This window comes from Mesorhizobium sp. WSM4808 (assembly GCF_055811675.1).
Window position 1 is genome coordinate 268,380 of sequence record NZ_JBVVQX010000005.1, and the last position, 19,894, is coordinate 288,273.

Consider the following 19,894-nt stretch of genomic DNA (forward strand, 5'->3'; position numbering starts at 1 on the left):
TCGCCGGCCGAAGCACTCACACATGAGCGGCCTTGGCAGGCCGGCTTCGGCCGGCGTTCACGTACAAAAGTGCGCTCCGCTCCGGTTCTCGAAAGCCACGCCATCCGCCTCGGCTGAGCGCGTTTTCAAGCAGGCTTTGCCCGATGTCATCAGTGTCATGATCGCCTGTGAGAAAGCAGCCGGCGGGCCGCCGGGACTCTTGCAATCGGGCGATGCGGGTTTATGGTTAACAAATCATGAATACGCTGACGATCGACATCCGGAAAGCCGACCCGCGCGATGCCAGTGCCATCGCCGAGGTGCATCTGGAGGCCTGGCGCGGCGCCTATTCCGGCATCATTCCGCACCGCACCCTGACATCGATGATCAACCGTCGAGGTGCCGACTGGTGGGCAAATGCGATTCGCCGCGCCGCCACTGTTCTGGTGGTCGAGATCGGCGGAAAGATCGCCGGCTATGCGACGATCGGCAAGAACCGCGCCCGTGAACTCAGGCAGCAGGGCGAAATCTACGAATTGTACCTGCGGCCGGAATATCAGGGCATCGGGCTCGGCAGCCGCCTGTTTTCGGCAGCCAAGGCGCGGCTGGCCGATCACGGGCTGAAAGGCATGGTCGTGTGGGCGCTGGAAGACAACCAGAACGCACTCGCCTTCTATGCCGGCGCCGGCGGCCGCGATGTAGCCGAGGGCGTCGAGATCTTCGAGCAGAAGGCGCTCAAGAAGGTTGCTTTCGTCTGGGAATGACAGCCCGGCCTTTCGGCCATTGCCTCTCCCGATTTCAGCCAGCACCATTCGCCGCATTGCACCATGACGCGTCGCCCGCTATCGATCTCCCATCGAGAGAGGGATTTAAGCCATGCGCATTGAAGCCATAGCCAGCGGAAAGAACCCGCCTGAGGACGTCAACGTCATCATCGAGGTGCCGATCGGCGGCGAGCCGATCAAGTATGAGATGGACAAGGAGGCCGGCACGCTGTTCGTCGACCGTTTCCTGCACACCTCGATGCGCTACCCCGGCAATTACGGCTTCGTGCCGCACACGCTGTCGGGCGACGGCGATCCGATCGACGTGCTGGTCTGCAACACGCGTGCCCTGGTGCCGGGCTGCGTCATCAATGTCAGGCCGATCGGCGTGCTGATCATGGAAGACAATGCCGGCCAGGATGAGAAGATCATTGCCGTGCCGTCGCCGAAACTGACGTTGCGCTACGAGAACGTCACCGAATACACCCAGCTGCCCGACATCACGCGCCAGCAGGTGCAGCACTTCTTCGAGCACTACAAGGATCTCGAGCCCGGCAAATGGGTCAAGATCGAAGGCTGGCACGATTCCAAATATGCCAAGAAGATGATCGTCGACGCGATCGAGCGGGCCAAGGCGAGCAAGTAGCCCAACTTCGTCATACCAGGGCGGAGCAGCCGCAAAGCGGCGTCGCGGAGACCCTGGTATCCATGCCGTGACGCCAGGCGACGTGTGCGGCGGAACGGAATTCTGCACCGCCGCGGCGGTGTTGATGTCGCGGCATGGATCCTCGGGTCTGCGCTGCGTCGCTAAGCTCCTTGCTCCGCCCGTGGATGACGAAGCTACGGGTGCGATGCCCAATCTCCGCCGTGCTCAGTTATCCACCCGGCCGAAAGCCGGCACATTGCCGATGACGGTGCGCCTGTCCTTGCCGCAGGCGAAGGTGCGTGCCTTGTCGTCGGCAAGCTTGCGCGCCTGATCGTTGGCGGTGGGATTGCCGGTGGCCAGCACGAGGCCGACGGTGCAGCCGTCGCGGGCGTCCATCTGGCCGACCTTGGCGACGAGCAGCACCTCGGTCGGCTTTTTCTCGTCCTCGGGATTGCTGATCGAGCGGCGATGGATGGCTGCATAGGGCACAGCCTTGTCGCCGGTGGTTTCGATGCGCCATTCGATCTTGGCTCCGGACGAATTGAAACCGGAAAAGCTCTCCCAGACCGTCGTCATGTCGCCGCCGGGCGGAAAGCCGTAGAACAGCGATTCACGGGCATCGTCATAGGCTATCAGCACGGGATAGCCGCGATAGCCCGAACAGGCGAGTTCGGCCCAGTCGCCGTCGCCTTCCTCGGCCTGCGCGTAGGTCACGCAATCCTTTTTCGAATCCAGATCGGTGTAGGCGCTGGAAATGCCGTCGGCTTGCGCAGCCTGACCCAGACCGACCAGAACAAGCGGGATCAGAATGGCACGCATGGCGGTCAATCTCCGTTGCAAGCTGCCGCAGCGTAGCGCCAAACGTTATTTCTTCAAGCTCGCTTCAATCAGCAGGTCGGCGTTGCGGGCGACCGCTTGCGCCGGGCCGCCGAGCCCGAACAGCTGGCCACTGATATAGGCGCCTTCGATCAGCAGCAGCAGGCCGTCGCCGAGCGTGTCAGGGTCTTGCGCGCCCATCGCAACCGCCATGGCGCGCAGGCGGCGGCGCAATTCCTGCTTGTTGGCCTCGCTGACCACACGGGCCGGATGGCTGTGGTCGGGATATTCGACCGCCGCGTTGGTCATGCCGCAGCCGCGATAGTCCGCCACTTGCGTGCGCTTGCCGATGCGGGTCAGGAAAGCCTTGATCTGTGCGCGCGGGTCGCCGGGATGAGCCGCAACCGCCTCGTCGAAACGCTCCCAATATTCAAGATCGTACTGCCTGAGATAGGAGGCGGCCAGTTCATCCTTGGACGGAAAGCTGCGATAGAGGCTGGGTTTGGTGACGCCGGCACGCTTGACGATCTCGTCGACGCCGATCGCCCTGATACCGCGCCGGTAGAACAGGTCATACGCCACATCGAGGATCTTCTTGGCTGCTTTCGGCGGCGCCGACGCATGATCGTCGCTGATGGTCAGATCAATATTTTTGTCGGTTGGCATCGTGTGGCTCGATTGACAATGTTACCGATCGGTACGTATACATACTCCACCTGCAACGTACCGGTCAGTAACATGATAGCTCAATCCCGCCCCTTTGGCCAGCGCTACGCTTTCGTCGTGGTCGGCGTGATCTTCCTTAGCCTGCTGGTCGCGGCTGGCCTGCGCTCCGCACCCTCTGTCATGATGCTGCCGCTGGAGAACAGTTTCGGCTGGCGGCGCGACATCATCTCGCTGGCCGCCGGTGTCGGCATCCTGCTTTACGGCCTGACAGGGCCATTTGCCGCAGCCCTGATGGAGCGCATCGGGCTTCGCCGCACGCTGCTGGCCTCGCTGGTGGTGATGTCGGGCTCGACCGCGCTCAGCCTGCTGATGACCAAGCCGTGGCATCTGTTCATCACCTGGGGCGTGTTCTCGGGCATTGGTTCCGGTGCTGTCGCCAGCGTGCTCGGCGCGACCATCGTCAACCGGTGGTTCAAGACCAATCGCGGGCTTGTCATGGGATTGATGTCGGCCTCCAGCGCCTCGGGCATGCTGGTGTTCCTGCCGCTGATCGCCGCGCTGGCGCAGTCGGGCGGCTGGCAGCCGGTTGTCATTGCGGTCGCGATCGCGACCGCTGCCCTGATACCGCTGGTCTGGCTGCTGGTGCCGGAGCGGCCGGCATCGATCGGCATGGTGCGCTACGGCGCCGAGGCTGACGACGTGCCGCCCACTCCGCCTGCGTCACAGGGCAATTTTCTGGCGCATACGTTCTCGACGCTGCGCCGTGCCGCCGGCACGCGGGTGTTCTGGTATCTGTTCGCCACCTTCTTCGTCTGCGGCTTCACCACCAACGGGCTGGTCGGCACGCATCTGATCGCGTTCTGCGGCGACATGGGCATCGGCGAAGTGCAGGCCGCCGGCCTGCTGTCGATGATGGGCATCTTCGACCTGATCGGCACGACGTTGTCGGGCTGGCTCACCGACCGCTACGATCCGCGCAAGCTGCTCGGCGTCTATTACGGCATTCGTGGCCTGTCGCTGATCTATCTGCCCTATTCCGGCTTCTCGGCCACCAGCTTGATCATCTTCGCCGTGCTCTACGGCCTCGACTGGATCGCCACCGTGCCGCCGACGCTGCGGCTCGCCAACGAGGCGTTCGGCGACCGCAGCGGGCCGATCGTGTTCGGCTGGATCGTCGCCGGGCACCAGATCGGTGCGGCCGCTGCCGCCGCCTTTGGCGGCACCATGCGCGAGTTGCAGGGCAATTACGAACTGGCGTTCCTGATCGCCGGCATGACGGCAATCGCCGCCGCCTGTATCTCGCTGCTGATCAACACCAGCAAGCCGGCGTTCGATCCGGAGCCGCAAGCGGCTTAGGCGCGACGCTAATCTCCCCCCGAGAGGGGGAGATGGCCGCGAAGCGGCCAGAGGGGGTCGGTCCGACTGGGCTCGGCCTCTTGCGATAGAAGGAGGTTAGCGCTCCACGCGCGGCGGCCCCCTCTGTCGCCTTTGGCGACATCTCCCCCTCGAGGGGGGAGATTACCCTGTTCATTGTTATCAAAACTTCATCATCCCGAGATGCGCCTGAAACATTGACGCTGGACCTTGGTGGCGCCGTTCAAGCCACCAGGAGACAGCCATGAACAAGCTTTCGATGACCCGCCGCGCTTTTGTCACTTCCGCCGGCGCCGTTGGCCTGGCCGGCGTTTCGGGTCTGGCGCTGCCCTACTACTCGCGCGCCAATCAGCGGCCTTCCTTCACCCATGGCGTCCAGTCGGGCGATGTCGACGCCACCAGCGGCGTGGTGTGGACGCGCACCGACCGACCGTCGCGCGTCATGTTCGAGGTGTCGTCGACGGAAAATTTCGCCAATGCGACACGCCTGGCGCCGCTCGACACGTCGCCGGCCGGCGATTACACGGTCAAGCGGCTGCTCACCGACCTCGCTTCGGACCAGGATATCTTCTACCGCATGACATCGGCCGATCTCGCCGACATCAACGCCGTTTCGGAGCCGATCACCGGCCGTTTCAGGACGGCGCCAGCCTCGAAGCGCGACATCCGCTTTGCCTGGTCCGGCGACACCGCCGGCCAGGGCTGGGGCATCGATGAGACCGAAGACCTACGCCACGATCGGCAAGCACACGCCCGACTTCTTCCTGCATTCAGGCGACACCATCTATGCCGACGGCGCCATGAAGGACGAGGTCGACCTGCCCGGCGGCGGCAAGTGGAAGAACGTCGTGCTGATCGACGGCAAGCGCAAGGTCGCCGAAACGCTGGACGAGTACCGGGACCAGTGGAAATACAACATGATGGACAGGAACGTGCTCGGCCTGAGCGCCATCTGCCCGACTTTCTACCAGTGGGACGACCATGAAGTGCTGAACAACTGGTCGGATTCCAAGGATCTCAGCGCCGACAGCCGCTACACGGAAAAATCCATCCACGTGCTGGCGGCCCGCGCGGCGCGGGCTTTCCACGAGATGACGACGATCCGCTACGAACCGTCCGAGCCCGGCCGCGTCTATCGCAAGATCGCTTATGGGCCGCTGCTCGACGTGTTCTTCCTCGACATGCGCTCCTATCGCGGCCCCAATGGTCCCGACATGCAGGATGAGATGACGCCGCAATCGCGCATGCTCGGCGAACAGCAGACGAAATGGCTGAAGCGCGAACTGGCGAATTCGAAGGCGACCTGGAAAATCATCGCCGCCGACATGCCGCTCGGCCTCGTCGTCTGGGACGACGGCACCAAGAAGGTTGGCGCCGAAGCGGTCAGCAATGGCGACAATGGCTTGCCAAAAGGGCGCGAGCTCGAGATCGCCGACCTGCTGCGCTTCATAAAGAATGCCGGCATCAGCAACACCGTCTGGCTCACCGCAGATGTGCATTACACGGCCGCGCATTATTACAACCCGGACAAGGCGCAGTTCCAGGAGTTCAATCCGTTCTGGGAATTCGTCTCGGGTCCGATCCATGCCGGCACGTTCGGTCCCAACGATTTCGACATGACGTTCGGTCCGGAGCTGAAGTTCATCAAGGCGCCGACCGCCGAACAGGGACAGAACCTGCCGCCCTCGGCCGGGCTGCAATTCTTCGGGCTCGTCGATATTTCAGGCGCCAGCGAGCAGATGACGGTGCGGCTGATGGATCGCGACGACAACGAACTCTACAAGGTGACGCTCGACCCGGTGCGGTCGGCATAAGCGCGCTTCTCAACCCTCCCCCTTGTGGGGAAGGTCGGCGGCGGCTTCGCAAAGCAAAGCTGGCGAGGGTGAAGCGCTTGACTAGTCCGGGTAGCAGACCATGGGGATATTCGGCCAGACGGCGCTGTCGCAGTTGGCGGTGTCCTGCCGCTGCTTGAAGGCGGCGCTGACCGGGCCGGTCACCATCGGGTCGACGCCGTCTGGTGCGTCGGCGAAAATCTGCTCGGCCGACTGTGCCTCTGACGGCAAGGCAGGCCGTGATTCCTTCATCGTCGCGGCTGACTGTGCGGCGTTGGCCGCCAGCAGGACGGCGAAGGCTACAGACGCGATGAGCGGCCAGAATCGGTTGAGTTTATCGGTCATGACGTTTGAACTGCCCGGGCCCCAAAGGGTTCCCGCCTTGGTTAACAAAATCATCTCACACGCAGATGCTTAAGATTTGATGAGTATTTGGTGACGCTCCTCCTCTTTCGCAACTGCGAAAAACCCTGTATGAGCCGCGCAACCGAAAGAGGCAGCGCCTTTTGGCCTGCTGCCTGCAACGCTTCCGAGACCAGAACATGAAAATCCGTAATATCGCGATCATCGCGCACGTCGACCATGGAAAGACCACCCTGGTCGACCAGCTTTTGAAGCAGTCCGGCTCCTTCCGAGACAATCAGCGCGTCGCCGAGCGCGCCATGGATTCCAACGACCTCGAAAAGGAACGCGGCATCACCATCCTGGCCAAGGCGACTTCGGTCGACTGGAAGGATACCCGCATCAACATCGTCGACACCCCCGGCCACGCCGATTTCGGTGGCGAGGTCGAACGCATCCTGTCGATGGTGGACTCAGCCATCGTGCTGGTCGACGCAGCCGAAGGGCCGATGCCGCAAACCAAGTTCGTCGTCGGCAAGGCGCTCAAGGTCGGCCTGAAGCCGATCGTCGTCATCAACAAGATCGACCGTCCGGACGCCCGTCACGTCGAGGTGGTCAACGAGGTGTTCGACCTTTTCGCAGCGCTCGACGCCACCGACGAGCAGCTCGACTTCCCGATTCTGTACGGTTCAGGCCGCGATGGCTGGGTTTCGGAAAATCCGGAAGGACCCAAGGACCAGCAGCTGGGACCGCTGTTCGACCTCGTCATCAAGCATGTGCCGGAGCCGACCGTTCATCCCGGCCCGTTCCGCATGATCGGCACCATCCTGGAAGCCAATCCGTTCCTCGGCCGCATCATCACCGGCCGTATCGAGAGCGGCACGCTGAAGGCCAACCAGCCGGTCAAGGTGCTGCACCATGACGGCACCCAGATCGAAACCGGCCGTATTTCGAAGATCCTGGCCTTCCGCGGCCTTGAGCGCCAGCCGATCGAAGAAGCGCAGGCGGGCGACATCGTCGCCATTGCCGGCCTGTCGAAGGGCACCGTCGCCGACACGTTCTGCGACCCGAGCGTGAGCGAACCGCTGCATGCGCAGCCGATCGATCCGCCGACCGTGACCATGTCGTTCCTGGTCAACGACAGTCCGCTGGCCGGCACCGAAGGCGACAAGGTGACCAGCCGCGTCATCCGCGACCGCCTGCTGCGCGAAGCCGAAGGCAATGTCGCGCTGAAGATCGAGGAATCGCCCGACAAGGATTCGTTCTTCGTCTCCGGCCGCGGCGAATTGCAGCTGGCCGTGCTGATCGAGACGATGCGCCGCGAAGGCTTTGAAATCGCCGTGTCGCGTCCGCGCGTCGTCATGCAGAAGGGCGAGAACGGCGAATTGCTGGAGCCGGTCGAAGAAGTCGTCATCGACGTCGACGAGGAGCATGCCGGCGTCGTCGTGCAGAAGATGTCCGAGCGCAAGGCCGAGATGGTCGAACTGCGCCCGTCCGGCGGCAACCGCCAACGCATCGTCTTCCACGCGCCGACCCGTGGCCTGATCGGCTACCAGTCGGAGCTTTTGACCGACACGCGCGGCACCGCCGTGATGAACCGGCTCTTCCATGCCTATGAGCCCTACAAGGGTGAGCTGCCGGGCCGCACCAATGGCGTGCTGATTTCCAACGAACAGGGCGAATCGGTCGCCTACGCCATGTGGAACCTGGAAGATCGCGGCCCGATGGTCATCGATCCGGGCGTCAAGGTATATCAGGGCATGATCATCGGCATTCATAGCCGCGACAATGATCTTGAAGTGAACGTGCTCAAGGGCAAGAAGCTGACCAACATCCGTGCCGCCGGCAAGGACGAGGCGGTCAAGCTGACGCCGCCGATCCGCATGACGCTGGAACGCGCGCTGGCCTGGATCCAGGACGATGAACTGGTCGAAGTGACGCCGAAGACCATTCGGCTGCGCAAGCTCTATCTCGATCCGAACGAGCGCAAGCGGTTCGAGAAGTCGTCCAAGGTGGTCGGCGCGGCGTAAGCTCCCTACTTCCCAACAATCGAGAGGGGCGGAGCAACCAGTGTTCCGCCCCTTTTTCGTTCATCCACCGGCAGCCGAGATGATGGCCTGCCGATCGGCCTCGCCGGCCAGATCGATGCGGATCGCGATTCCCGCGCGGGTAGGCTTGCGCAGGGCCTTTGCGCCATCCGGGTCAACGATGAGCAGCCGCCTCTTTTCCAGCGCCTGAAGCCGTGATCGCGAGATGCCGAGTTCGCCAGCGAGCAGCCGGTCGAGTCGCAGCGATGTCGGCATTTCCAGTCCAAGCTGGATCTCCAACACGGTCGCGGCTTCCCCGGTGTCGCCGAGCCTGCGCTTGTGAATGCTGACATCGGAGAACTCCTCGACGCGCCCGATCCGGTTGCGCAACGCGATTACATCGAAGGCATGACGGTGAGCGAGTGCAGGATCGTTGCGTTCGAGCGCCGCCAGCAGCGTCGGGTCGATGTCGCGGCGGTTGCAGCGCTCGAAAATGCCGAAATTCCAGGAGTTGTCGCAGTCGATGCAGCGATAGATCAGCCACACGTCGATGCGTTTGCCATTGGCGTTGACGCGGAATTTCCCGCTGCTGCAATAGGCCTTCACAGTGCCGCAACGATTGCAGCTGATGAGCGGCCGAGGTGGGGTTTGGGGTGCGATCGTCCAATGGATACGCTGAAGTCCAGACATGCCGATAAGCCCTTCCCGTCGGGAAGTTCATCAGGCCGGCGATGTCGAGATGCCCATGCGGGCGCGGCGTGGCGGTCGCTTGCTATGATCGGAAATCGGATGTCACGGGCGGCAGCGCGCAACAACGGTTCAGCAGTGCCAAACCGGTCTCGAACCGCCGCCCAGAAGAACACATGAAATGAAAACAGACACCGCGAATGCGGTGTCATGCAGTGTGTCGGGGGAGTTGACGAGACCGGCGGTTACGTAGGCAAAGTGACGCTCAAAATTGTTTCGCGGCGGCCTTTCTAGCCGCGAGATGCTGGACCGACAAGGGTCTTTTGTCGGTGCTACCGCAGCCGAGCCACTTGCGCTAATATCCGAAATCAAAGGTTTTCAACCAGAGACCCCGGTTATGCACGCCACCTCGCTCCTGATTTTCGCCGCCGCTCTGTTCGTTGCCGCCGGTTCGCCCGGTCCATCGATCGCGGCGCTTGTCGCGCGCGTCATCTCGAAAGGGTTTCGCGACGTGTTTCCGTTCCTGCTCGCCATGTGGATCGGCGAGGGCATCTGGCTGTCGCTGGCGGTGTTCGGCCTGGCTGTCGTGGCGCAGACCTTCCATTTCGCCTTCGTCGTGGTGAAATGGGTCGGCGTCGCCTATCTCGCTTACCTCGCCTGGAAAATGTGGACCGCGCCTGTCGATGCAGAAGAGGGCGAGATGCCGCGCGAGGATTCTCCGGCAAAGCTGTTCTTCGCCGGCATGGCGGTGACGCTTGGCAATCCCAAGATCATGATGTTCTACCTGGCGCTGCTGCCGACCATCATCGACCTCGCTTCGGTCAGCATCGTCGGCTGGGTCGAGCTGACGGCGACCATGGCCGTGGTGCTGGTCGCCATCGATCTCGCCTGGGTGCTCGCCGCATCACAGGCGCGCAAGCTTTTGAAGAGCAAGCGCGCCATGAAGATCGCCAACCGCGTCAGCGCGACGACCATGGCCGGCGCGGCGGCGGCGATCGCTGCTCGCTGATCTTCCCCTCGCCCCGTTTACGGGGAGAGGGTGGCCCGAAGGGTCGGGTGAGGGGCAGCGCAAAGTTGGCCCTCGATTCACGGATGTTGGTGCCGCCCCTCGCCTGCCTGCCGGCATCTTCTCCCCGTAAAAAGGGGAGAAGAAAGCAAATTCACCGTGCCATGGCGTGGTATTCGTCGTTCGGGCGCATGTCGATTGCCGCGGCCACGCGGTTCGACATGTTGAAGAAGGCAGCGGTCGAGGCGATGTCCCAGATGTCGCGATCGGTGAAGCCGGCCTGACGCAGCGCGGCCCGGTCTGCCTCGACGATCTTGGCCGGCTCTTGCGTCAGCTTGACGGCGAATTCGAGCATTGCCACCTGCCTGGGCGAAAGATCGGCGGCGCGAAAATTCATCACCATCATTTCGCCGAGCGGCGGGTCGCCGGAGAGCTGGCGCACCGCCGCGCCGTGCGCGGTCAGGCAATAGTAGCAATGATTGATCGAGGAGACGGCGACCGCGATCATCTCGCGTTCCAGCTTCGACAGGCCGGACTCACCCAGCATCAAATCGTTGTACATGTCGGTGAAGGCGCGCAGCTTTCTGTCGTCGAAGGCATAGGCCCTGAGCACGTTCGGGACGAGGCCGAGCTTCTCCTCGCATTTGGCGAAATAGGTTTTTGTCGCCTCGCTCAGCTCTCCCTGGCCAAGATCAAGCGCGCTGATTTTGCCGGTCATGGGTCATTTCTCCTCGTTGCGCGGCATCTTGTCGCCAAATTCCGATAATTCTTGGCAAGCCGTCAAACCTTTGTCGCCAAACAGCGGTCATCTGCTACCATAATCGTAAAAGCATTCGACGGGAGGGACGTGCGTCATGGCCAGCGTGAAATCCGCGAGCAAGCCGAAGAAAAAAGCCACGGCAGCGATTAAAGCGGAGGAAAGGCCGGCCAGGCTTGCAGACTATCTGCTCGCCCGCGCGCCAGCTGAAGACATTGCTCCCTACGATGTGGCCGACCTGGAGCGGGCTGCCGATCTCGCCGGCCAGGCAGTCGCCACTCACAGGAAAGGCGAGTGCGTCGTCGCCGTCGATGCCGATTCGGGCGTTGTGCGAAACGGCCGCCCGATGACGGTTGTCACAGTCGTCAACGACAACATGCCGTTCCTGTTCGATTCCATCCTCGGCGAGATCACCGAGACATCGGGCGAACCGACCCTGGTCACCCATCCGGTTATCGTGGTGCGCCACGGCAAGGGCGGCGTGGAAGAAATCCTCGGCGACGGCAATTTCGCCAAGGACGATGGCAGCCACGACCGGCTGAGCGTCATCCATGTCCACATCCCGCGGCTGACATCCGAGCAGGCGAGCGGATTGAGCGAGCGGCTGCGCAAGATCCTTGGCCAGGTTCATGCCGCCGTTCACGACTGGAGGCCGATGCTGGCCCGCCTCGATCAGGCGATCTCGGAATTCCGCTATACGGCCGTGCCGCTCGACAAGAAGAGCGTTGCCGAGGCCCTTGCCTTCCTGGAGTGGCTGCGCGACGACAATTTCACCTTCCTTGGCATGCGCGAGTTCAAATACACCGGCGGCGAGGAAAGCGGCACGCTGGAGCGCGCTGAAAAGCCCGGCCTCGGCATCCTGTCCGACCCCGACGTGCTGGTGCTCAGGCGCGGCACCGAAGCGGTAACGACGACGCCGGAAATCCGCGCCTTCCTGCACGGGCCGGAGCCGCTGATCGTCACCAAGGCCAATGCCAAGTCTTCCGTGCACCGCCGCATCTATCTCGACTATATCGGCGTCAAGACCTACACCGCCAAGGGCACGCTCGCGGGCGAATTGCGCATCGTCGGCCTGTTCACCTCGACCGCCTACACGCGCTCGGTGATGAAGATCCCGTATCTCAGGTCCAAGGCCGAAACCATCATCGCCAAGTCCGGCTTCGACCGGCACGATCACTCCGGCAAGGCGCTGATCAACGTGCTGGAAAGCTATCCGCGCGACGAATTGTTCCAGGTGCCGGTGCCGATCCTGAGGAAGCACGCCGCTGCCATTCTGGGCCTGGTCGAGCGGCCACGCGTGCGGGCGCTGGTGCGCGCCGACCAGTTCGACCGGTTCGTCTCGATCCTCGTCTTCGTGCCGCGCGACCGTTACGACAGCGTCGTGCGCGAGAAGATCGGCTCGTATCTGAAGACCGTATTCGAAGGCCGGCTGTCGGCCTACTACCCGGCCTTTCCCGAGGGCGGGCTGGCGCGCGTGCACTTCATCATCGGCCGCTCCGGCGGCAAGACGCCGAAGGTCGAGCAAGCGACGATAGAGGCGGCGATCCGCGACATCGTGCGTACCTGGGAGGACGCCCTTTCCGATGCGGCCGAGGCCAGTGGCGGCGACCAGGCTTTGAAGGCGATTGCCGCGCGGCTGCCGGAAAGCTACCGCGATTCGTTCAGCGCGGCGGTGGCGCTGGCCGATGCCAGGCGCATTGCCAAGATCAGCGCCGGCAATCCGATCGCCATCGATTATTATCGTCATGCCGAGCAGAAACCGCATCAGGCGGCGCTGAAAATCTATCACCATGGCAGCCCGGTGGCGCTGTCGCGGCGGGTGCCGGTGCTGGAAAACATTGGCTTCCGCGTCATCAGCGAGCGCACCTTCGAGGTCGGCGACGAACAATCCGGCCTGGTCTTCATCCATGACATGGAGTTGGAGAACAGCTACGGCAAGCCGATCGACCTGACTGATGGCGGCGCGCTGTTCGAGGACGCTTTCCTCTCTGTCTGGCGAGGCGATGTCGACAATGACGGCTATAACGGCCTTGCCCAGACCGCCGGCTTGTGGTCAGGCGAGATCACGATCCTGCGCGCCTATGGCCGCTATCTGCAGCAGGTCGGCATCCCGCAAAGCCAGGATTTCATCGCCGCCGCGCTCAATCGCTATCCCGACATAGCGCGGGGCCTGCATGCGCTGTTCATCGCCCGGCTTGGCCCGACAGCCGAGACCGAAGGCGTGGTGGCCGCAAAGCACCTCAAGGCCAAGATCAAGGACGCGCTGGAGGATGTGCCGAACATCGATGACGACACCATCATCCGGCGCTATCTCAATCTGATCGAAGCCTCGCTGCGCACCAATCATTTCGTTGCCGATACGAAAGAGAAAGGCCAGTCGCTGGCGATCAAACTCGATTCGCACGCGGTCGAGGGCTTGCCGGCGCCGCGGCCGTGGCGAGAGATCTTCGTCTACGGTTCCGAGGTCGAAGGCCTGCATCTGCGCTTCGGTCCGGTGGCGCGCGGCGGCCTGCGCTGGTCCGACCGCGCCCAGGACTACCGCACCGAGGTGCTCGGCCTGGTCAAGGCACAGCAGGTCAAGAATGCCGTCATCGTGCCGGTTGGCGCCAAGGGCGGCTTCTATCCGAAGAAGCTGCCGATGAGCGCCGGTCGCGACGCGATCTTCGAGGCCGGCACCTCGGCCTACAAGAATTTCGTCTCCAGCCTGCTGTCGATCACCGACAATATCGGTCTCGACGGTGTCATCCCGCCGGCCGGCGTCATCAGACGCGACCCGGACGATCCGTATTTCGTCGTTGCCGCCGACAAGGGCACGGCGACCTTCTCCGACACCGCCAACGCGATCTCGGAGAAGCACGGCTTCTGGCTCGACGACGCCTTCGCCAGCGGCGGCTCGGCCGGCTACGACCACAAGAAGATGGGCATCACCGCCAAAGGCGCCTGGGAAGCGGTCAAGCGGCATTTCCGCGAGATCAACCGCGATATCCAGACCTCGTCCTTCAGCGTCGTCGGGGTCGGCGACATGTCGGGCGACGTGTTCGGCAACGGCATGCTTTTGTCGCCGAAAACCCGGCTGATCGCCGCCTTTGACCATCGCGACATCTTCATCGACCCCGATCCCGACATGGCAGCCTCGATGGCCGAGCGCGAGCGCATGTTCGCGCTGCCGCGTTCGAGCTGGCAGGACTATGATAAGACGAAACTGTCGGAAGGCGGCATCATCGTCTCGCGCAACCAGAAATCGATCACCTTGCCGGCAGCAGCCGCGGCGGCGATCGGCCTGGCAAAGACCACCGCCACGCCGGTCGAGATCATGACCGCCATCCTCAAGGCACCGGTCGATCTCCTGTGGTTCGGCGGCATCGGCACCTATTTGCGATCATCGACAGAGACCAATGCCGAGGTCGGCGACCGCGCCAACGATGCCATTCGCATCACCGCGCTCGATGTCCGGGCGAAAGTGATCGGCGAGGGCGCCAATCTCGGCGTCACGCAGCGGGCGCGCATCGAGTTCGGCCTGAATGGTGGCCGCTGCAATTCCGACGCCATCGACAATTCGGGCGGCGTCAACTGTTCCGACGTCGAGGTCAACATCAAGATCGCGCTGGCATCCGCCATGCGCAAGGGGTCGTTGACGCGCCCGGCACGCAACAAGCTGCTGGCCGAGATGACCGACGAGGTCGGCTCGCTGGTGCTGTCGAACAACTACCAGCAGACGCTGGCGCTTTCGATCGCCCGCAAGCGCGGCCTCGCCGACATCGCGCATCAGAGCCGCTTCATGACGGCGCTGGAAGCGCGTGGCCTGCTCGACCGCGCGGTGGAGACGCTGCCGTCGCCGTCAGCGCTCGCCGAGCGCGAAGCGCGTGGCGAACCGCTGACGAGAGCCGAACTCGGCGTGCTGCTCGCCTATGCCAAGATCGTGCTGTTTTCCGACATCGTCGCCAGCGACGTGCCTGATGACGCGCATTTCGACCGCGACCTGATGGGCTATTTTCCCGACCGGATGGCGAAGAAATACGCCACAGAGATCCATGGCCACAGGCTGCGCCGCGAGATCATCACGCGGGTCGTCGCCAACGACCTGGTCAATCGCGGCGGCCCGTCCTTCGTCAACCGGCTGCAGGAAGCCACGGGGCGCACCGCCGCCGACGTGGTGCGGACCTTCGCCTTGGTGCGCGACGGTTTTGCGCTGTCGGCGCTCTATCGCGAGATCGACGCGCTCGACAACCAGATCGACGGCCAGGTGCAGCTCGATCTCTATCAGATGGTCAGCCGGCTGATCTACGTGACCAGCGGCTGGTATCTCAAGAACGATGCCGGCACGGCACCCCTCGGCCAGCGCATCGCCGAGCTGCAGGAAGCACGCAAGGCGCTGGAACCGAAGCTCGTTGCGCTGCTGCCGGCTTTCTCGCGCGAGCGCATCGAGGAGAAGCGGCACGGGCTGTTCAAGAGCGGCGCGCCGGAAGGGCTGGCCGGGCAACTGGCGCTGAGCGAGGTGGCGGAACTTATCCCCGACATCGCGCTGACGGCGCGCACCGCCGGCGCCGATATCGTCGCCGCGGCCAAGGCGTTCTTCGCCGTCAGCGATGCCTTCCGCATCCCGCGTGTCGAGGACGCCGCACGCTCGATCACGCCTTCGGACTACTATGATCAGCTGGCACTGTCGCGCGCCACCGACACGATCGGCGCGGCACGGCGCGGCATCGCGGTGGCGGCACTCACCGGCCACGCCGGGACGGCGGACCCGGTGGCGGCCTGGCTGGACGCCGGCGGCGAGCGGGTGGCGCGCATCCGCGAGCGGCTGCAGGCGCTGACCGAGGGCGGCGACATCACCGTGTCGCGGCTGTCGGTGGCGTCGGGGCTGATGAGCGATCTGACGGGGATGTGAACCGCCGACGATCACCACACGCATCACCGGATGCGTGTGGCTCTTTTCGAATGCCATCCGCCTCGAAACCGGCGTTCAAAAAGCTCACCAGGAATGTTTGAGCGTGCCGACGATCTTCAGCCGGTCGCCGTAAAATTCGATTCCGTAATAGCTGGTTGTCAAATACTTCCGGTCGAACAGGTTCGTTGCGTTCAGGGCCAACGTCACGTCCTTGGTCATCTTGTAGCTGATCGCCGCATCCACCAGTGCGTAGCCGCCAATCGAAGTCGTGTTCGCGTCATCCCCGTAGGTTTGTCCGATATAGCGCACGCCTCCGCCGATGGTCAGGTCGCCACGCCGTCCCTCCTCGGGTAGCGTATAATCAACCCAGGCCGAAGCCAGGTGGCGAGGGACACGCTGCGGCCGATTGCCGGCATTTCCTCCAATACCGTCTTCCAGGATCTCGGCATCCCAGTAGGAATAGGCAAGTGTCAGGTTCAGGTTTTCCGCAATGGCGGCCTTGCCCTCGAGTTCGATGCCGCGGACGCCAACCTTGCCGATCTGCTGCTGGACAACAGGCGTGACATAGGTCGGAACATTGGTTTGGGTAAGGTCGAAGACCGCGGCCGTGAACAGGCCGTCGAAGCCGTCGGGCTTGTACTTGATACCTGCCTCATACTGCCTGCCCTCTTGAGGCTTCAGCGAACCCGAGACCGCATATCCGTTGCCGCTTGGCGCCACGAGCGGCTGGAAGCTTTCCGAATAGTTGGCGTAGACCGCGAGGTTCGGAGTGAATTTGTAGGTCAGGCCGGCACGCTTGGTGAAGGCGGATGCCGTGTCGTCGTCCTGCGTTCCCGAGTCGAGATAGTCCGCCGTCGTATGCACGCGGTCCCAGCGCCCACCCAGGGTGACGATCCAGCGGTCGTCAAACGTCAATTGCTCCTGGGCATAGACACCGACTGCCTGTTGCTTGACCCGCCAGTTCACGTAGGGGCCGAGATTGATGCAGGACAGACCGCAATAGGCCGGATTGTCGATGCCGATGGGACCGGCGGTGCCGAAGAGAATGTTTTCACGGGTGTTGTCGTTGGCGTAGTCGACGCCGACAAGCGTCTTGCTGTCGATCCCGCCCCAGCCCGTATCGTATTGCAACTGATTGTCGAAGGCATAGCGGTTGGACAGGCCATCGACGGAAAATGCCGTGCGGTCCGCCGTGGGGTAAAGCGACGCGCCGTAGACCTCGGCGTAGTCGAGGCTCAAATGCGTGTAGCGGGCATTGGAGCGCAAGGTGAGGTTCTCGTTGAACTCGTGCTCGAACTGGTAGCCGATATCGACCTGCTCCGTGTTGAAGCGGTTGAAATCCGGCTCGCCCAGGAATGTGCCGATGTCGATATTGCCGCCAGCCGGGGTGCCGCGTGCGCCTGTGCCATCTCGCTTGTAATAGTCAGTCAGGATGGTGAGCGACGTTCCTTCCTCGGGCTTGATGGTCAACGCGGGCGCGATGTAAAGCCGATCGTCGTTGGAATAATCCCATCCTTGATCGCCATCCTTGGCCAGCCCTGTGAGCCGATAGGTCCACACGCCATCGGGGTCGATTGGCCCGCCAAAATCAACGCCAACCTCCTTGGTACCGTCGCCATAGGACGTGTAAATCTCCCCCTGCTTCTGGTCCAGCGGCCGCTTGGTGATGGCATTGACCAGTCCGCCAGGACCGTTGAGACCAAAAAGCGTCGATGTCGATCCCTTCAGGACCTCCACGCGCTGAAGTCCGTAAGGTTCGAGACGGCTGGCCGTGAACCAGGCGGGGATGCGCGCCGTGAGACCATCGCGATAGGTACCGAGCGATGTCTGGTCGAAACCGCGGATGCGAATATAGTCGTATCGGTCATCGTTGCCGAACTCGTCGGTGAGGACGCTGGATGTATAGGCCACGGCCTGCTGCAGGCTTTCGACATGGCGCGCCTCCAGTTCCTTCTGGGTTACCACTGAAACCGAGGCGGGAACGTCGACGATCGGCGTATCGGTCTTGGTGGCGGTCGCCGTATCCTTGGCGACGATCGTTTGATCGGGCCCGACAACGCGGTCCGACTTGCCGGTGACGACGATGGTTTCCAGTTGAGTTGCATCGTCCGGCGAAACCTCCTGGGCCCGGCCGGCCCCCACCGCTCCAAAAGATGCCGCTATCAAGGCACTGCTCGCAAACAATCGCCTTGCCTGAGTGCGCGACAATGCCTGTCGACCAATCGTCATCTCTTATTCCCTGTCAGACCATATCGAGCCGTTCGACCGGCGACTTTCCGGCCCTGCGCGAGCGCAATTAGTCAAACCGGACAAAAGTCAACTTAATAATCAAGAAATTCGCGCCGGCGGCAATCGCTGCGAAGCAGGGGGTGGAGGACGGTGCCGGACCTTCGGTCCGACTTCCCTCGCGAGAAAAAATAAGGGCTTGGCCCGCGCCGCGGAGGAAAGCCAATTGCTGGGTTTTCGAACAACGAACGCCCGGCAGGGGCAAGGGACGGCACCAAGCTTCGTTCATTGCATGAGCGCATGAAACATGCAGACATGGCGCCCGACACGGAACCGGTGCCGGGGGATCATCATGACGGTAGAAACAGTGCAGCGTGCGTCCGGGCGCGGCATCTGGGGATGGATGTTGTTCGACTGGGCGGCGCAGCCGTTCTTCACCGTCGTCACCACCTTCATCTTCGGGCCTTATCTCGTGTCGCGGATGGCGAGCGATCCGGAAACCGGGCAGGCGGCCTGGGGCTACGGCATTGCCGCGGCCGGCCTTGTCATTGCAGTGCTGTCGCCGATCCTCGGCTCGATCGCCGACCAGACCGGACCGCGCAAGCCGTGGATCGCATTCTTTGCCGCGGTCAAGATCACCTGCCTTTGCATGCTTTGGTTCGCGGCCCCCGGTTCGAACCTTTTCCTGGTCGTGCTGTTCTTTTCGCTGGCGTCGGTGGCGGCGGAGTTTTCGACCGTGTTCAACGATTCGATGATGCCGCGCCTGGTGCCGAAGAGCGAGATCGGCCGGGTTTCCAACATGGCCTGGGGCCTTGGTTATCTCGGCGGCATGATCGTGCTGGTCTTCGTCGTCGCCTGCCTGGCCGGTTCGCCTGAGACCGGCAAGACGATCATCGGCATCGACCCGCTGTTCGGACTCGACCCGAAGCTCGGCGAGGATGCGCGCGCAACCGGCCCTTTGTCAGCCGGCTGGTACTTCCTGTTCATCCTGCCGATGTTCTTTTTCACCCCCGACGCCATCAAGGGCCTGCCGATCGGTCCGGCTGTGCGAGAGGGGTTGGCGGAGCTGAAAGTGACATTGGGCGAGGTGCGCAAGCGCAGCGGCATCTTCCGCTTCCTCGTCGCCCGCATGATCTATCAGGACGGCGTCAACGCGCTGCTGGCGTTGGGTGGCACTTTCGCAGCTGCGATGTTCCACTGGTCGATCACCGAAATCGGTATTTTCGGCATCATTCTCAATGTCGTTGCCATCTTCGGCTGCCTGGTTGCAGCCCGTCTCGACACGGCGCTTGGCTCAAAAACCATCGTCATGATCTCGCTGGTCCTGCTCAGCATCGCCACGATCGGCATCGTCTCGACCGGGCCGGGCTACACGTTGTTCGGCCTCTGGATGATGCCTGGGCCGGACAGCGGCGGCCTGTTCGGCACGGCAGCGGAAAAAGCCTACATCTTCTTCGGCCTGTTGATCGGCGTGGCTTTCGGGCCGGTGCAGGCGTCGTCGCGATCCTACATGGCGCGCAGCGTCACGGCGGCAGAATCCGGCCGCTATTTCGGCATTTATGCACTGGCCGGGCGGGCGACCAGTTTCCTGGCGCCGTTCATGGTCGCGTCCGTCACCCTGGCCAGCGGCTCGGCGCGGCTCGGCATGGCGGTGATCGTGCTGTTCCTGGGCATCGGCATGGCGATCCTGGTCAAGACGCCCTATCCGGCGGACCGGCCGGCGGGATAGGAGCGCCTCTTTCCTTCCCCCCTTGTGGGAGAAGGTGGCCTCGCGAAGCGAGGTCGGATGAGGGGTGTTCCAGGGAACACCAACGTCTCACTTCGCTGGAACACCCCTCAACCGTCTCGGCGCTACGCGCCGATCCACCTTCTCCCGCAAGGGGA

Annotated in this window: 13 protein-coding genes and 1 pseudogene; 8 read left to right on the forward strand and 6 right to left on the reverse strand. The window is 63.0% G+C overall.

Going from position 1 to position 19,894, the window contains the following annotated elements:
• Positions 1-236 precede the first annotated feature (236 nt).
• Positions 237-743: a GNAT family N-acetyltransferase gene (locus tag AC0L2U_RS11345; RefSeq protein WP_013528996.1), complete on the forward strand. Its 507-nt coding sequence runs from the start codon at positions 237-239 to the stop codon at positions 741-743.
• Between the two features lie 112 nt (positions 744-855).
• On the forward strand, positions 856-1,389 hold the full coding sequence (ppa, locus tag AC0L2U_RS11350) for an inorganic diphosphatase (protein WP_013528997.1): 534 nt from the start codon (positions 856-858) through the stop codon (positions 1,387-1,389).
• Between the two features lie 225 nt (positions 1,390-1,614).
• On the opposite strand, the gene AC0L2U_RS11355 is transcribed toward ppa, so the two are convergent.
• Positions 1,615-2,208 (reverse strand): hypothetical protein, encoded by a 594-nt coding sequence (locus AC0L2U_RS11355; RefSeq protein ID WP_127382013.1) that lies wholly within the window; start codon positions 2,206-2,208, stop codon positions 1,615-1,617.
• A 45-nt stretch (positions 2,209-2,253) separates the two neighbouring features.
• The gene (locus AC0L2U_RS11360) at positions 2,254-2,871 is read right to left on the reverse strand and encodes a TetR/AcrR family transcriptional regulator (protein WP_127267937.1); all 618 of its coding nucleotides are present in this window, start codon (positions 2,869-2,871) and stop codon (positions 2,254-2,256) included.
• A gap of 72 nt (positions 2,872-2,943) precedes the next feature.
• On the opposite strand from AC0L2U_RS11360, the gene AC0L2U_RS11365 reads away from it, so the two are divergent.
• Positions 2,944-4,227, forward strand: a complete 1,284-nt coding sequence (locus tag AC0L2U_RS11365; RefSeq protein ID WP_127267938.1) for an MFS transporter — start codon at positions 2,944-2,946, stop codon at positions 4,225-4,227.
• Positions 4,228-4,489: 262 nt separating this feature from the next.
• Positions 4,490-6,059: pseudogene (locus AC0L2U_RS11370) on the forward strand (alkaline phosphatase D family protein).
• Between the two features lie 81 nt (positions 6,060-6,140).
• Here AC0L2U_RS11370 and AC0L2U_RS11375 read toward each other — a convergent pair.
• The gene (locus AC0L2U_RS11375; protein WP_245491515.1) at positions 6,141-6,422 is read right to left on the reverse strand and encodes a hypothetical protein; all 282 of its coding nucleotides are present in this window, start codon (positions 6,420-6,422) and stop codon (positions 6,141-6,143) included.
• A gap of 197 nt (positions 6,423-6,619) precedes the next feature.
• On the opposite strand from AC0L2U_RS11375, the gene typA reads away from it, so the two are divergent.
• Positions 6,620-8,449 (forward strand): translational GTPase TypA, encoded by a 1,830-nt coding sequence (gene typA, locus AC0L2U_RS11380; protein WP_023811726.1) that lies wholly within the window; start codon positions 6,620-6,622, stop codon positions 8,447-8,449.
• Positions 8,450-8,509: 60 nt separating this feature from the next.
• On the opposite strand, the gene AC0L2U_RS11385 is transcribed toward typA, so the two are convergent.
• Positions 8,510-9,136 carry a DUF1062 domain-containing protein gene (locus AC0L2U_RS11385; protein WP_127808785.1) on the reverse strand — a complete coding sequence of 209 codons (627 nt, stop codon included), beginning with the start codon at positions 9,134-9,136 and terminating at the stop codon, positions 8,510-8,512.
• Between the two features lie 394 nt (positions 9,137-9,530).
• Between AC0L2U_RS11385 and AC0L2U_RS11390 the strand changes: the two genes are divergently transcribed.
• Positions 9,531-10,142: a LysE family translocator gene (locus AC0L2U_RS11390; RefSeq protein ID WP_473601927.1), complete on the forward strand. Its 612-nt coding sequence runs from the start codon at positions 9,531-9,533 to the stop codon at positions 10,140-10,142.
• 151 nt (positions 10,143-10,293) lie between these two features.
• On the opposite strand, the gene AC0L2U_RS11395 is transcribed toward AC0L2U_RS11390, so the two are convergent.
• On the reverse strand, positions 10,294-10,857 hold the full coding sequence (locus AC0L2U_RS11395; protein WP_127808786.1) for a peroxidase-related enzyme: 564 nt from the start codon (positions 10,855-10,857) through the stop codon (positions 10,294-10,296).
• A 136-nt stretch (positions 10,858-10,993) separates the two neighbouring features.
• Between AC0L2U_RS11395 and AC0L2U_RS11400 the strand changes: the two genes are divergently transcribed.
• Positions 10,994-15,784: an NAD-glutamate dehydrogenase gene (locus tag AC0L2U_RS11400; RefSeq protein ID WP_473601929.1), complete on the forward strand. Its 4,791-nt coding sequence runs from the start codon at positions 10,994-10,996 to the stop codon at positions 15,782-15,784.
• A gap of 84 nt (positions 15,785-15,868) precedes the next feature.
• On the opposite strand, the gene AC0L2U_RS11405 is transcribed toward AC0L2U_RS11400, so the two are convergent.
• Positions 15,869-18,013 (reverse strand): TonB-dependent siderophore receptor, encoded by a 2,145-nt coding sequence (locus tag AC0L2U_RS11405; RefSeq protein ID WP_473601930.1) that lies wholly within the window; start codon positions 18,011-18,013, stop codon positions 15,869-15,871.
• Between the two features lie 349 nt (positions 18,014-18,362).
• Between AC0L2U_RS11405 and AC0L2U_RS11410 the strand changes: the two genes are divergently transcribed.
• Positions 18,363-19,739, forward strand: coding sequence for an MFS transporter (locus tag AC0L2U_RS11410; protein WP_473601931.1), 1,377 nt, complete (start codon positions 18,363-18,365; stop codon positions 19,737-19,739).
• Positions 19,740-19,894: the final 155 nt, after the last annotated feature.

What these genes read in the sequence shown, in the direction of transcription:
- AC0L2U_RS11345 (WP_013528996.1), top strand. Translation starts at nt 237, where the DNA reads ATGAATACGCTGACGATCGACATCCGGAAAGCCGACCCGCGCGATGCC.
- ppa (WP_013528997.1), top strand. Translation starts at nt 856, where the DNA reads ATGCGCATTGAAGCCATAGCCAGCGGAAAGAACCCGCCTGAGGACGTC.
- AC0L2U_RS11355 (WP_127382013.1), bottom strand. Translation starts at nt 2,208, where the DNA reads ATGCGTGCCATTCTGATCCCGCTTGTTCTGGTCGGTCTGGGTCAGGCT.
- AC0L2U_RS11360 (WP_127267937.1), bottom strand. Translation starts at nt 2,871, where the DNA reads ATGCCAACCGACAAAAATATTGATCTGACCATCAGCGACGATCATGCG.
- AC0L2U_RS11365 (WP_127267938.1), top strand. Translation starts at nt 2,944, where the DNA reads ATGATAGCTCAATCCCGCCCCTTTGGCCAGCGCTACGCTTTCGTCGTG.
- AC0L2U_RS11375 (WP_245491515.1), bottom strand. Translation starts at nt 6,422, where the DNA reads ATGACCGATAAACTCAACCGATTCTGGCCGCTCATCGCGTCTGTAGCC.
- typA (WP_023811726.1), top strand. Translation starts at nt 6,620, where the DNA reads ATGAAAATCCGTAATATCGCGATCATCGCGCACGTCGACCATGGAAAG.
- AC0L2U_RS11385 (WP_127808785.1), bottom strand. Translation starts at nt 9,136, where the DNA reads ATGTCTGGACTTCAGCGTATCCATTGGACGATCGCACCCCAAACCCCA.
- AC0L2U_RS11390 (WP_473601927.1), top strand. Translation starts at nt 9,531, where the DNA reads ATGCACGCCACCTCGCTCCTGATTTTCGCCGCCGCTCTGTTCGTTGCC.
- AC0L2U_RS11395 (WP_127808786.1), bottom strand. Translation starts at nt 10,857, where the DNA reads ATGACCGGCAAAATCAGCGCGCTTGATCTTGGCCAGGGAGAGCTGAGC.
- AC0L2U_RS11400 (WP_473601929.1), top strand. Translation starts at nt 10,994, where the DNA reads ATGGCCAGCGTGAAATCCGCGAGCAAGCCGAAGAAAAAAGCCACGGCA.
- AC0L2U_RS11405 (WP_473601930.1), bottom strand. Translation starts at nt 18,013, where the DNA reads ATGACGATTGGTCGACAGGCATTGTCGCGCACTCAGGCAAGGCGATTG.
- AC0L2U_RS11410 (WP_473601931.1), top strand. Translation starts at nt 18,363, where the DNA reads ATGACGGTAGAAACAGTGCAGCGTGCGTCCGGGCGCGGCATCTGGGGA.